Source organism: Crocosphaera sp. (assembly GCF_030064895.1).
Classification (GTDB): Bacteria; Cyanobacteriota; Cyanobacteriia; order Cyanobacteriales; family Microcystaceae; genus Crocosphaera.
In genome coordinates this window covers 1-13,588 of sequence record NZ_JASJEB010000140.1, presented here as the reverse complement: position 1 = coordinate 13,588, position 13,588 = coordinate 1, and the positions used below count along the sequence as shown (strand labels likewise).

General features: G+C 36.1%; 13 protein-coding genes and 1 pseudogene. 11 read left to right on the top strand and 3 right to left on the bottom strand.

Going from position 1 to position 13,588, the window contains the following annotated elements; all coding sequences use genetic code 11:
• A partial coding sequence (locus QNJ66_RS24400) for a transposase (RefSeq protein ID WP_300511253.1) occupies positions 1 to 126 on the top strand: 126 nt, incomplete at its 5' end.
• Positions 127 to 248: 122 nt separating this feature from the next.
• On the opposite strand, the gene QNJ66_RS24395 is transcribed toward QNJ66_RS24400, so the two are convergent.
• Positions 249 to 1,157: a sugar kinase gene (locus tag QNJ66_RS24395; protein WP_300511252.1), complete on the bottom strand. Its 909-nt coding sequence runs from the start codon at positions 1,155 to 1,157 to the stop codon at positions 249 to 251.
• Positions 1,158 to 1,167: 10 nt separating this feature from the next.
• Between QNJ66_RS24395 and rsmI the strand changes: the two genes are divergently transcribed.
• From rsmI to QNJ66_RS24350, 9 genes and pseudogenes are all read left to right on the top strand, one after another.
• A complete protein-coding gene (rsmI, locus tag QNJ66_RS24390) occupies positions 1,168 to 2,019 on the top strand; it encodes a 16S rRNA (cytidine(1402)-2'-O)-methyltransferase (protein ID WP_300511251.1) in 852 nt (283 codons plus the stop codon).
• Between the two features lies 1 nt (position 2,020).
• Positions 2,021 to 3,535, top strand: a complete 1,515-nt coding sequence (locus QNJ66_RS24385) for a TAXI family TRAP transporter solute-binding subunit (protein WP_300511250.1) — start codon at positions 2,021 to 2,023, stop codon at positions 3,533 to 3,535.
• A gap of 4 nt (positions 3,536 to 3,539) precedes the next feature.
• A pseudogene (gene dusB, locus QNJ66_RS24380) lies at positions 3,540 to 4,658 on the top strand (tRNA dihydrouridine synthase DusB).
• Between the two features lie 56 nt (positions 4,659 to 4,714).
• Positions 4,715 to 6,094 (top strand): aldehyde dehydrogenase, encoded by a 1,380-nt coding sequence (locus QNJ66_RS24375; protein WP_300511249.1) that lies wholly within the window; start codon positions 4,715 to 4,717, stop codon positions 6,092 to 6,094.
• A 196-nt stretch (positions 6,095 to 6,290) separates the two neighbouring features.
• Positions 6,291 to 7,472: a SpoIIE family protein phosphatase gene (locus QNJ66_RS24370; RefSeq protein WP_300511248.1), complete on the top strand. Its 1,182-nt coding sequence runs from the start codon at positions 6,291 to 6,293 to the stop codon at positions 7,470 to 7,472.
• 19 nt (positions 7,473 to 7,491) lie between these two features.
• Positions 7,492 to 8,541 carry a chemotaxis response regulator protein-glutamate methylesterase gene (locus tag QNJ66_RS24365; RefSeq protein ID WP_300511247.1) on the top strand — a complete coding sequence of 350 codons (1,050 nt, stop codon included), beginning with the start codon at positions 7,492 to 7,494 and terminating at the stop codon, positions 8,539 to 8,541.
• A gap of 17 nt (positions 8,542 to 8,558) precedes the next feature.
• Entirely contained in the window at positions 8,559 to 9,146 is a 588-nt protein-coding gene (locus QNJ66_RS24360; RefSeq protein ID WP_300511246.1) for a DUF6272 family protein, read from the top strand.
• A 53-nt stretch (positions 9,147 to 9,199) separates the two neighbouring features.
• A complete protein-coding gene (locus tag QNJ66_RS24355; protein WP_300511245.1) occupies positions 9,200 to 9,544 on the top strand; it encodes a hypothetical protein in 345 nt (114 codons plus the stop codon).
• Positions 9,545 to 9,549: 5 nt separating this feature from the next.
• Positions 9,550 to 10,044: a histidine kinase gene (locus QNJ66_RS24350; protein ID WP_300511244.1), complete on the top strand. Its 495-nt coding sequence runs from the start codon at positions 9,550 to 9,552 to the stop codon at positions 10,042 to 10,044.
• A 198-nt stretch (positions 10,045 to 10,242) separates the two neighbouring features.
• Here the strand turns inward: QNJ66_RS24350 and QNJ66_RS24345 are convergent, their stop codons facing one another.
• Both QNJ66_RS24345 and QNJ66_RS24340 read right to left on the bottom strand, forming a co-directional pair.
• A complete protein-coding gene (locus QNJ66_RS24345) occupies positions 10,243 to 11,640 on the bottom strand; it encodes an MlaD family protein (protein WP_366146319.1) in 1,398 nt (465 codons plus the stop codon).
• 173 nt (positions 11,641 to 11,813) lie between these two features.
• Positions 11,814 to 12,599, bottom strand: a complete 786-nt coding sequence (locus tag QNJ66_RS24340; RefSeq protein WP_300511242.1) for an ABC transporter ATP-binding protein — start codon at positions 12,597 to 12,599, stop codon at positions 11,814 to 11,816.
• A 158-nt stretch (positions 12,600 to 12,757) separates the two neighbouring features.
• Between QNJ66_RS24340 and QNJ66_RS24335 the strand changes: the two genes are divergently transcribed.
• Positions 12,758 to 13,102, top strand: a complete 345-nt coding sequence (locus QNJ66_RS24335) for a hypothetical protein (protein ID WP_300511241.1) — start codon at positions 12,758 to 12,760, stop codon at positions 13,100 to 13,102.
• Positions 13,103 to 13,588 lie beyond the last annotated feature (486 nt).

Sequence of the window (13,588 nt, the reverse complement as noted above, 5' to 3'; positions counted from 1 at the left end):
CATTTAACTCAATTTTATGGACAAAAACCTGTATTCTGGACTGGTTCTTATTTTATTGCTACTTGCGGTGGCGTAACAATTGAACAACTTAAACAATATGTTCAAAAACAACAATCTCCTGTTTAAAAGGACTCCCTACGGTCGGTTTATTTTTTGGTCGGTAATTCCCCTCCCGTTAACGTTCGTATAACGGGAGAACCCTTACCGACAGCAAGTTGGATAAATTTACTCCCCGTCCCCCTTTCAAACTAGAAGAATGATTTTTCTACAAACATGGGATACTCCCTTTGGTGTGAATTAACTGTTAAATTTTCCATCCATTTTCGAGTTCCAAATGATTGGCAAGCAAAGGCAGCAACTTCTGATGCTTTTGATAAAGAATCAATAAAATTGTGGTTTAAAATAAAGTGACAAAACGCGCCATGAAAAACATCCCCTGCACCCAAAGTATCCATTGCTTTAATGGCAGAAACTTCGATACTACTAAACTCACCTTCTGTCCAATATTTAATAGGATTTTCTCCATTAGTAATGGCAATATTAGGGATACCAACTTGTTGTAAATACTTAAAAACATCGTCACTATCATAACAGTTAGGTGGATGAAAATTAGCGGAACAAATAGCATATTTTACATAGGGCAAAATTTCTTCAAAGCCTGGTTTCCAACTTCCTCCATCAATCACAAGAGGAATGTTTCTAAAATGTGCTGTTTGGGCAATAATTTTACTCACTGCCATCTGATGTCCATCGATTAAAATGATATCAAAATCCTGTAAAAGTTCTAAGGATAACTTATCTGCTTTAGCCTGAGATTTTGTAGCATTAATAGAGATAACAGCCCGTTCTCCCGTCAATTTATTAACAATAATTGAAGAAGCTGGAGGCGGTTTTTCATGAGAAGGGGAAAGATCAAAAACACTCAAGGAACAATCTTCTAATTCTGCAAAAATCAGTTGACTAATGGGGTGGTTTCCAATCATACTTAAAAGAGTAGCTTGATGACCCAAATGTTGAAAGGTAATGGCTGCATTGGTAGCTGGACCACCTGCCGCAATAGTTTGATCAAGAGCAACAATTTTTTCATTAGAATGGGGAAAATGATCAGCAAGATAAATGATATCGAGAGTTGTTAAACCGACAAATAATCCATTCATGACTAATATAATGAACAACGAAAGTTTACAGCAGGGAACACTTTACATTGTAGGAACACCCATCGGAAATTTAGAAGATATTACCTTTCGGGCGATCCGAATTTTAAAATCAGTTAATCTTATCGCCGCAGAAGATACCCGTCATACTGCTAAACTTTTGCATCATTTTGAGATTACTACGCCTCAGATTAGTTACCACCATCATAATCGCACGGCTCGCCAGACTGAATTGTTAAACTATCTTGAAGAAGGACAATCCATTGCCTTAGTGACGGATGCTGGAATGCCAGGAATTTCTGATCCTGGATATGATTTAATTTATACTTGTATTATAGCAAAGATTCCTGTTATTCCTATTCCCGGCCCTACTGCTGCTATTACTGCCCTTTCTGTGTCTGGGTTGCCCACAGAACGCTTTATTTTTGAGGGTTTTTTACCCTTAAAAGGAAAAGATAGAAAGGATTACTTCAATCAATTAATGACAGAAACTCGTACTATTATTATCTATGAAGCCCCCCATCGTTTACTGAAAACCTTAAGAGATTTTAAAGAAGTGTTTGGGGAAGATCATCAGATTACAGTGGCAAGAGAATTAACCAAACGTTATGAAGAATTCTGGCGAGGAACCTTAGAAAATGCTATCTTATATTACCAGAATTCTCAACGGATTAAAGGAGAATTTACCCTGATTATAGCAGGGTGTTCTCAAAATGATTGTTTGGAGTTAACTATTGAGGAATTAAAAGATGAATTACAACAATTATTAAACCAAGGAATGACGCGATCGCAAGCCAGTCGTCAGTTAGCCAAAGCTACCAGTTTTTCCCGTCGTCAAATTTATGATTTATCATTAGAAAATTAACATGATAAAACCCAATTTTACCCGTGGTTTAATATTAATTATACCTATCTTATTAGGAAGTTGTACCACACCAAAAACAACATTATCAATTTCTAGTGGTTCACCAGGAAGTGGTTATCAAAGTATTAGTTCTCAGATTAAATTATCAGCAGATACCATAGAACAAATTGATGTCACTGACAATTATAATTCTCAAGGTTCCCAGCAAAATTTACAACGTTTATTGGACAAAGAAGTAGATTTTGCTATTGTGCAATTGGATGTAGCAAGTGATGCTATGAAAGAGGGCAAAGTCAATACTTTATTAGTGTTAACTCAAGAATATTTACACATAGTTACTAAAGCTGATTCTGAAATTAAAACTTTACCAGATTTACAAGGAAAACGGGTTATTATTGGTGCAGAAGGTAGCGGAATCTATTTCACTTCTAAGCGAATTTTTGAAGCTAGTGATATAAAAGTAATAGAAATAAAATCTAATGAAGATAGACTTAAAAAACTTATTAACAATGAAGTTGATGCCTTTATTTATGTGGGACCATTAGCTACCAGTGATAGATTTAAACAAGAATTAAAAGAGTCACCTCAACTTAATTTAATTCCCGTAGATACGAGTTTAATTAATTATTTGACAATTCAATTTCCCGAATCTTATAAAGGAAAAGTTATACCTCAAGGGACTTATAAACCTTTACCAGAATTACCCAATCAAGACTTACTAACTATCTCAACTCCTGGAGCATTAATTACTCGTCCTGATGTCAACAAAAGGAAAGTTTCTTTATTAACATGGGCGATAATTTCTAACTTTCGTCAATACTCTCCTTTTTATCCTCAATTAGCTTCCCAACAAGATGCTTCACTGTTAAGTGAAGGGTTAATTTATATTCATCCTGGGGCGCAACAAGTCTTTAATAATGGCGATCCTAGAGTTGCTTGGCAACGTTACTTACAAGAAAATAAGCCTTTACAAGCTGCTTTTATTATGTTAATAAGTACCAGTAGTCTTGGCTTTTTAATTCGTTGGTGGGGCAAACGAAAACAAACTAATCTCCTCAAAGCTAACCTACAAACTATTCATGAATTAAGACAATTATTGGATAATAATCCTCAGAAAGCAACAGAGGAAATTGAAGCTTTACGGCAAAAATATCGCTTAATGTTAATCGATGGAAAAGTTTCTCCAGAAGTTTATGAGCAAATTGAAAAAATGACACAAATATTTTCTGAACAATGCAAACAATGGCAAGAAAAACAGAAAGAATTATCCCATAATCATATATTAAAACTAATGGATGAATACAGCCAAAAACTGCCAGAAGGTTTAATTTTAGAAGAGGAACAAGAAGAACAATTAGAATATACTCACCAGCAATATAAAGAGATGTTAAAAAGTGGACAATTAGACTTACAAACTTATTTACAGATGATTCAACTTACTTTAACCTGGACAAATTTACTGTCATTAAATAAATCACAAAACCAGAACAATTATCTATCAAACGAATCAAAATAAATCCATGTTATCTATTTCATCTCATCTACAAGAAAAATTATCCCAACCCTTAAAAATTGGTTCAGTAGAAGTTAAAAGTAGGGTCTTACAATCTCCTTTATCTGGCGTTACTGACTTAGTTTTTCGTCGTTTAGTGAGGCGTTATTCACCCAATTCTATGATGTATACTGAGATGGTAAGTGCCACAGAAATTCATCATTTAAAACAACTACCTAGACTGATGGAAATTGATAAAAATGAACAACCTATTAGCATTCAATTATTTGATTGTCGTCCTGATTTTATGGCAGAAGCAGCACAAAAAGCAGTAGAAGAAGGGGCGATAACTATCGATATTAACATGGGTTGTCCTGTGAATAAAATTACTAAAAAAGGCGGTGGTTCTTCTTTATTAAGACAGCCAGAAATAGCTAAAAAAATAGTTAAAGAAGTAGTTAATGCTGTGGATATTCCTGTTACTGTAAAAACGAGAATAGGATGGGATAATAACGAAATTAATATCTTAGAATTTGCTCAAAAAATGCAAGATTCAGGAGCATCCATGTTAACCCTTCATGGTAGAACTCGCGCCCAAGGATATCAGGGAAATGCTAGATGGGAATGGATTAAAAAAGTCAAAGAAATTTTGACTATTCCTGTTATAGCTAATGGTGATATCTTTTCTGTTGAAGCTGCTATTAACTGTTTAGAAATAACGGGTGCAGATGGCGTTATGTGTTCTCGTGGAACCCTTGGTTATCCTTTTTTAGTTGGAGAAATTGACCACTTTTTTAGCACAGGAATTAAACAGACTAAACCTACTTTTAGAGAAAAAATAGAATGCGCTAAAGAACATTTAAAAGGGTTATGGGAATATAAGGGTAAACGAGGTATTTATAGCAGTCGCCAAAGCTATTAGGACATTTTTCTGTTCCCTGTTCCCTGTTCCCTGTTCCCTTAAAATATAATTTATGTGTCCTAACTAGCCTGTCTATTGCTATATCAAGCTAGAAAACATTTAAGTTGGTATTGTAATGGGTTTCCTGGTGCATCAGAATTAAGAGATAAAGTATCTCGTATTGATACAGTAGAAGAAGGATATCAATTATTAGATAAAATAATTGAATTGACGATAAATAATTAAGCTATGATAGATAGTAATACATTATTTGATAAACCCTTAATTTTTGGAGATATAAAATGCTACAACTAGATAGTATAGAAACAGTCATTAAGCAACAAAATGATTTTTTCTTATTAGGAGAAACACAAAGTCTTGACTTTCGCAAGCAACAACTCAGACATCTAAAAAAGTTAATTATTAATAATGAATCTCAGATATCAGAAGCTTTATATAAAGACTTAGGAAAATGTAACTTTGAAAGTTATTTATCAGAAATTAGTCTCATAAAAAAAGAGATTAATAATATGCTCAACAATCTTAGAAAATGGAGCAAATCTCGTTATGTTTTCACTGCTATAGAACAATTTCCTGCGAGAGCATTTATTCAACCACAACCCAAAGGAGTTGTGCTTATTATTAGTCCTTGGAATTATCCTATTTCCCTAGCTATTATGCCCTTAATTGGTGCGATCGCTGCTGGAAACTGTGCTATTATTAAACCATCAGAATTAAGCCCTAATACTTCAAATATTCTTGAGAAAATCATTAACAATAATTTCGACAACAGATATCTTAAAGTTATTCAAGGAGGAAAAGAAACCAGCGAAAAATTATTAAAAGAAAAATGGGATCATATTTTTTTCACCGGTAGTCCTTCTATTGGAAAAATAGTTATGGAAGCTGCTGCTAAACAGTTAACCCCAGTCACATTAGAATTAGGTGGAAAAAGTCCTTGTATTGTTGATAAAAATATCAATATTCAAGAAACAGCAAAACGTATTGTTTGGGGAAAATTTTTGAACGCTGGACAAAGTTGTATTGCCCCAGACTATTTATTAGTTAATCGCTCAATTAAACCCCAACTAATAGAAGCTATTAGTCAAACAATAAAAGAATTTTATGGAAAAGACCCTAGTAAAAGTACAGACTATGGCAGAATTATTAATGAATATCATTTTAAAAGATTATCGAGTTTATTAACATCAGGAAAAATTATTATTGGTGGGAAAATAATCCCAGAAGAAAATTATATTTCACCGACAATAATTGATAATATTTCTCCCGACTTTCCCATTATGGAAGACGAGATATTTGGACCAATTTTACCCATTTTAGACTATGATGAATTGGAAGAAGCCTTAAACTTTATCAATAAAAGACCTAAACCCTTAGCCATTTATTTATTTTCTAACGATAAAAATCAAGAGAAAATAGTAATCAGAAATACAAGATCAGGAGGAGTGAGTATTAACGATACATTGATGCAATATGCAGTGTTAACCCTACCCTTTGGTGGTATAGGAAAAAGTGGGATTGGTTGCTATCATGGTAAATATAGCTTCGATACATTTTCCCACTATAAAAGCGTATTAAAACGTTCCTTTTGGCTAGAAACAAATCTACGTTTTCCACCCTATAAAGGTAAATTCAAATGGCTAAAGTTTATCTTAGGCTAAAATTAGTAAATCAAAACCATTTAAGTATGCTATAATCAAATTTGTTTAAAGATAGGATGGCGATCTTGGGTTATTCTAGACACAGGATTTGATCGTAACAACCTTTGTTGAACAGTGGATCTTCTTAACCCAGGTAAGGGTAAACGGTGGTTAATACCCTAACATCTTAACTCGATGCTGCTTATCACCCCCTATAATGACCGACTCTCCTATTGTTGTTCTTTTAATTGACGATCAACCCACCATTGGCGAAGCCATTCGCCGTATGTTAGCCACAGAAAGTGATATTGTCTTTCATTATTCCCATAACCCCACAGAAACCCTAAAAATAGCCAAAGAAGTGCAACCAACAGTAATTTTGCAGGATTTGGTCATGCCGGATGTGGAAGGATTAATGTTAGTGAGGTTTTTACGGGCAAAAGATGCACCAACCCATGATATTCCTTTAATTGTTCTTTCCAGTAAAGAAGAACCTCTGGTTAAAGCTGAAGCGTTTAAATTAGGGGCTAATGATTATTTAGTTAAACTACCAGATAAAGTAGAATTAATTGCCCGTATTCGTTATCATTCTGCTGCTTATGATAACCTTTTAAAACGGAAAGAAGCAGAGGAAAAACTAAAAGAAGAAAACCTACGTCTGAGCACAGAAGTTGAGATTACTCGCCGCTTACAACAGATGATTTTACCGAAAACGGAGGAATTAAAACAGATTAAAGGGTTAGATATTGCCGGTTTTATGGAACCAGCTACTGATGTGGGAGGAGATTATTATGATGTTTTAAATCAGAATGGTAGGGTAAAAATTGGCATTGGAGATGTCACCGGTCACGGTCTAGAAAGTGGTGTGGTTATGATTATGGTACAAACGGCAATTCGGACCTTAATGACTCAAAATGAAGCAGATCCCCTCAAGTTTTTGTCTGTTATTAATCGTACTATTTTTGATAATGTGGAACGGATTAACTCAGATAAAAATTTGACCCTATCTTTGTTAGATTATGAAGATAATTGTCTGCGTTTGAGTGGTCAACACGAATCTTTAATTGTGGTAAGAAAAGGAGGAGAAATTGAGATTGTAGATACCATTGATTTAGGATTTCCCGTAGGTTTAGAAGAAGACATTAGCGATTTTTTAGGAGAAACCGAAATCTTATTAAATGCTGGAGATATAGTTGTTCTCTATACTGATGGCATCACAGAAGCAGAAGATCCCAGCGGAGAAATGTATGGTTTAGAACGCTTATGTGAAATTGTTAGTCAAAATTGGGAACAATCAGCAGAAGAGATCAAAACCGCCGTGATCGATGATGTCAAGCAACACATTGATACCCAAACCGTCTATGATGACATCACTTTATTGGTAATTAAGCAAAAATAACAGATTTGACAGCACCCTGATGAGGATTGCAATTGTTAATGATACAGTGATGATCGTAGAAATCCTACGACGCATTATTACTTCAGTCCCTGGCTATGACATTGCCTGGGTTGCTTATAATGGCAAAAGTGCCGTTGACTATTGTGCCAGAGATACCCCTGATCTTATTCTGATGGATATGATTATGCCGGAGATGGATGGGGCGCAAGCAACTCGGGTGATTATGCAACAGTCCCCCTGCGCTATTGTGATTGTTACGGCTGATATTAAAAAAAATTCCGGCAAAATCTTTGAAGCAATGGGTTACGGGGCTTTAGACGTGGTTAGCAGCCCGATTATGGGTATCCCAGAACCAGACAAACTCCACCATCTTTTGTTAAAAACCATCGCTTCTATCGGCATTTTCACTGGGACAGTTCCCCCTAAATGGTCTTCTACCTATCCAGGAACAAACAACGATCCGTCAACAATTAAGAGGTTATCCCAACCCCCTCGCCATTTACCCCCATTGATTATTATAGGGGCTTCAACTGGGGGTCCGAGAGCATTGGCCACTGTTTTAAGGGAATTACCCTCTAATTTTGAGGGAAGTATCGTTATTATTCAGCACGTTGATGTACAGTTTTCCTCCGGCTTAGCTAAATGGTTGAACGAACAAACTCCTTTGCCTGTGGTCTTAGCTTCTGAAGGGAATACTCTGGACGCAAGGAAAGTTTTGTTAGCAGGAACCAACGATCACTTAGTCCTACGCTCCAATTTAACGCTAACATACACTAAGGAGCCTTATAATTATCCCTATCGTCCCTCCATTGATGTATTTTGTGAGAGTGTGGCTCAATATTGGAGTCGAAAAGGAATTTCTATTTTACTAACAGGTATGGGACGAGATGGGGCGATGGGACTAAAAAAATTACGCCGTCGAGGGTGGCATACTATTGCCCAAAATCAACAAAGTTGTGTAGTTTATGGAATGCCCAAAGCTGCTGTCGAAATGGGGGCTGCTAAAGAAGTATTGCCTTTATCAGAGATTGCCTCAACTTTGATCAAACGGGTCAGACTTATTGCTTAATTTATCAACAATAAATCATGAAAAATTATGAAATTTATGGAGATTTTCAGGAAAATATACCAGACAGTGAGCAATTTTTGGTGATTAGTTTTTCTCCTTCTTCTATTCCTTTAAAACAACGCTGGCGCAATAATGGATTATCGGCGGATTTTGTAGCGGATTATTTAACCACTTTTTTCCCAATTAACGAAAATGAACCCAGTACTATTGAACGGCAAAAAGAACTCAAAGGGGCTGTGAGTTATATCGCTAATGAACTCTTAGAAAATGCCATGAAGTTTCATGATGAAAGCATTGATAGTACCATTCAGTTTAGAATTCATTTATTAAATGAGAACGTACTTTTACTTTCAAAAAATTGTATTTCATCTAAGTATTGGCCAAAATTTGAAACTATTATAAATGATCTCGTTACCCATGATCCTACAGATTTATATATGACACAAATTGAAAAATTAGCAGAGGAAGAAGATAGCAATATATCAGGGTTAGGACTGATTACAATTTGTTGCGATTATGGAGCTAAACTAGGCTGGAAAATTGAGACTAATACTGAAAATAAGAGTGTCTTGACCGTTAATACTATGGTAAGATTAAATGTATGATTTTTTGCTCATCAATAATTCAAGTTTACCTTAATTAAGGAGTTAATTAAATTATGGAAGTTAAAGGCGAAAACTATTCCGTTATTTATGATAATGAAACCATTACAATCAATTTTCAAGGTTCATTAAGATTAGGTGGGAGTGAAGAATATGCACCCATTGTTAAATTACTAAATCAAGTAGTAGACATGGAGCCTGAAATCATTACCCTAGATTTAAAAACATTGAAATTCCTCAATAGTTCGGGTATTAGTATGTTATCAAAATTTGTGATTAGTGTTCGCAAGAAAAAAAATATTTCAATTAGGGTAAAATGGTCTGATGATATTCCTTGGCAGGGAAAATCATTAAAAAATTTACAGCGATTAATGCCATCTTTAAAGCTAGAATTTGAATAAATATTATGATTGATAAACAACTATCACAAGACGAGTTAATTGAGCAAAATAACGCCCTTCAAAAAGAAATTGAAGAGTTAAAAGACGAGCAAGAAGACCTAGAAATTATGCTCGATACGATTACAGAACACTCAACAGATTTAGAAAACGAAATCTACGAAAAAAATCAAATCATGTTGAAGTATTTAGAGCAGGTTAAATTAATTACAGAAGCTGCTGCTGCTGTGGAAAGTGAGTCTTTTACTATTAATAGTCTTGATGGAGTTGCGGCACGAGAAGACGAATTAGGGCAACTAGCAAGGGTATTTCAAAATATGGCCAAACAGGTGCAGATTAGGGAAACTAAACTCCGCCAACAAGTCCAGGAATTGAAGATTGAAATTGATAGAAGTAAGCAAGCAAAACAGGTAGCTGAAATTGTGCAAACTGACTCTTTTAAAAACCTGAAACAAAAATTAAAACGGTTAAAAGATGCACGAAAAAATAGTAAATCGGATTGACTTGAACTCGAAAAAATGCTATCTATTATTACTAAAGTATGACAAGGAAATTTTTATAAATTAGCGTTAGTTAATAATAAATGTTTGCGTCCTTGAACTTGAGGAATTTTTAACATGAGTTCACGGGTAGCAAGATCGTCATTACACTAATCTTTTCTAAGCAAATATTGATAGAGTGCTTGATAATCATCAGTTATATTATCTTGATGACTCTTGTGCATCCTCATCTTTTTCAACTGGAGTCGGAGTTACATTAGTTTCTGTTTTAGACATAGGTTTCTTGATAGGTGATAGGCGTTTTGGTAATCTAGCAGGGGCTTTTTGCTCAGGAGAAAATGGCTTTAAATTTTGTTGTGGTAGTAAGGTATATTCAACTTGATCAGTAACAGATTCAATTACTTGTCCTACATAAACCTGTTGTTCTAATTGTTCCGTATAAGCAACTAAATTACTCAACCCATCGATTAATTTACGAATATTTTGTCTAAAGGTGGGATCTCCTGTTAACTCTTCCACATCAGAGGTAATTTTTTGGGTATTTTCAAAAGTAACACGGGCAGAATCTAAGGTTTTTTGAACCGTCACTAATACTTCAGGATCATTGAGAGATTGGGATAAATTTTGTAAATTTTGTGCAGTTTGGGCTGCATTAGCCATTAAAACCTCGAGATCATTAGCTAATTTTGCCATATCAATTTCATCGATCCCTTCATTTACTCGATCAACAGTTGTATTAAAATTTATGGCCAATAAACGCACTTGATCGCTGGTGTTTTCGATGCTGTTCAAGGTACTAACAATATTGCCTCTATTTTCTGAGACCAACCCATCCAAATTACTAATTAAATTAGCAGCACTACTAACAGTTCGATTGATATCGGTGCGATTTTCGCTCAAGACTGTATTAACATTGAGCATTAACTGTGAGGCATCTTTCGCAGCTTGATCTGCACTAATGATTAAGTCGCTCACCCCACCAATTTCGCCCCTTGCAGCCTTAGATAACTCAGTTACCTCTTGGGATAAGGTAGCGATTTTATCCCCTGCTTTAGCCACATTTCTAGCTGCTGCGTTGAGATTACCCACAAACTCAGGATTACTATAAGTATTACTCAAACGGGTTAAGGCCTCAATCAACTGTGATCCCCTTTCTCCTTTGATACCCTCATCATTATTACAGAGAATTTCCTCTGCTTTGGCACAATCTTTGCTTGCGGGGTCAATAGCTAAAGCGTCTTCAGATAACTCCCTAGATGGGGTAATATCGACGGAAGCTTCTCCTATTAAACCGGAACGGTTAATCTGAACTTTTGAGTCTTTGGGTATTCGTAATTCATTTGAAGAAATTTCTACGGCCACGGTTACTCCATTACTACTGGGTTGTAACCCTAAAATTTTGCCCACAGCAACCCCCCGATAACGTACAGGAGCGCCAATTTGCAGCCCATTAACATTCTCAAAGTCGGCAAAAAATTGGTAGGTTTGCTGACCGATAATACCCCCTCGTAACCAAACCACTATACCTCCGAAGATGATTAAACCAACGAGGGCAAAGATTCCTATAGAACCTTCTTGAAGGGTTCGCATTCTTAACATAGTCTCGCCTCACAACCTTTCTCAATTGAGTGTATCAAAAATTTTTCTTAAGTGAGACTGGGGAGAGTGGGAGACGGGGAGACGGGGAGATGGGGAGATGGGGAGATGGGGAGATGGGGAGACGGGGAGACGGGGAGAGTGGGAGATGTGGGGAGAATTTTGATTTTGTTGTTTCAGTCAATGACTCGAATGGGGCCTTTAACACTGGCAGTAAAAAACTGTCTAACGATGGGGTTCGGTGTATCGTCGATTTCATGAACTTTGCCTTCCCATTGAATTTTGCCCCCATAGAGGAAAATTACGCGATCGGCGGTGCGCCGAATGGTACTATCCTGGTGGGACACCATTACGTAGGTATCACAGCCTCCCTGGGCTTTCTGTAACCTTCTCACAAGGTCTTCTATCACAGTTGACGATATGGGGTCAAGACCGGCGGTTGGTTCGTCGTAGAGGACGATTTCGGGGTCGTCTAGAGGGTTATCTGGGTTGGCAATCAAGGCCCGAGCAAAACTGACTCGTTTTCTCATCCCTCCTGAAAGTTGGGACGGGTAGCGATCGCTCATTCCCTGCAAACCCACCATGGCCAGTTTCGTTTCGACTAATTCTCGAATACGTTTACGGGGCAGTTTAGAATGTTCGTAGAGAAAAAAGCCTACATTTTCGTCCACTGTGAGGGAGTCAAATAAGGCTGCTTGTTGGAAAACCAGGGCGATACGCATGGGTTGATGGCCGTCTTCGATAATGCCTTTTCTGCGTTTGCCTTTGATATAAATTTCTCCGGCATCTAGGGGTAATAATCCCGCAATTAGGCGTAGAATTGTGGATTTTCCGGTACCTGAAGGACCAATAATAACTAAGGCTTCTCCTCGATAGATAGTTAAGTCGATTTCATCTAAAATGGGGTTGTCGCCAAATGCTTTGGAAACCCCTCTGAGTTCGATTAATGGCTCTTTTTGCATAGGTTAACAGTTTTGATACTCCTCGATGATTTATTATTCTGAAAAAATTCTCAGATAACTTAATAAACTCTTATTCTTAACTCAGAATTTAATCATTTACTTTTCAGGGAAGACTCCCATACTAATAATAACGAAACAGAGCAACGGAGTTATTAATTATGAAAGGTTTAGTTGTCGCTGGTTTATCTTCCCTCGTTTTAGGTGGTTTTTTCGCTCCTGTTAACGCAACTGAAACAGTAGCAGTTAGGTCTAGTATTGAACAGAATAATACTGCTTATTTATCTCCTGTTAATTTAGTTAATCATGGCAGAGGTGGAACTTTTAGTGAGCAAGGAATCCCAGGTTATGTTCGCTTTAGTTTAGGCATTAAATCTGGTAAAGTTAATGCTGAATCCTTAGTTGAAGCTGCCATTGAAGCAGGGCGTTTATCTTCTGAAACTCTTAATAACTCAAATTATTTATCTAATGTTGAATTTGAATTATCTAGAGTAGATAATGATTAATTTGAAAATTAATTTCCTCATCACTGTGATAGATTATAGCCTTTCTCAGACTCATGAAGTATATCTTGATTTTACTTTCTGCTCCCTGTTACCAGTTCCCTATTCCCTAAGACTAAAAACTTCTCGATCTCACAAGTAAGAGAACTGCTATAATATTTCTCTAATTTTTATTCCTACTATTTTTTGCAGATTTTAAATAGTAGGATTTTTCTTGTTGTTAAAATATTCTCAGATAACTTCATGAACTCTTATTCTTAACTCAGAATTTAATAATATGCTTTTCAGGGAAGGCTCCCATACTAATAATAACGAAACAAAGCAACGGAGTTCTTAATCATGAAAAGTTTAGTTATCGCTGGTTTATCTTCTCTCGTTTTAGGTGGTTTTTTCGCTCCTGTTAACGCAACTGAAACAGTAGCAGTTAGGTCTAGTATTGAACAGAATAATACTGCTTATTTATCTCCTGTTAATTTAGTTAATCATGGC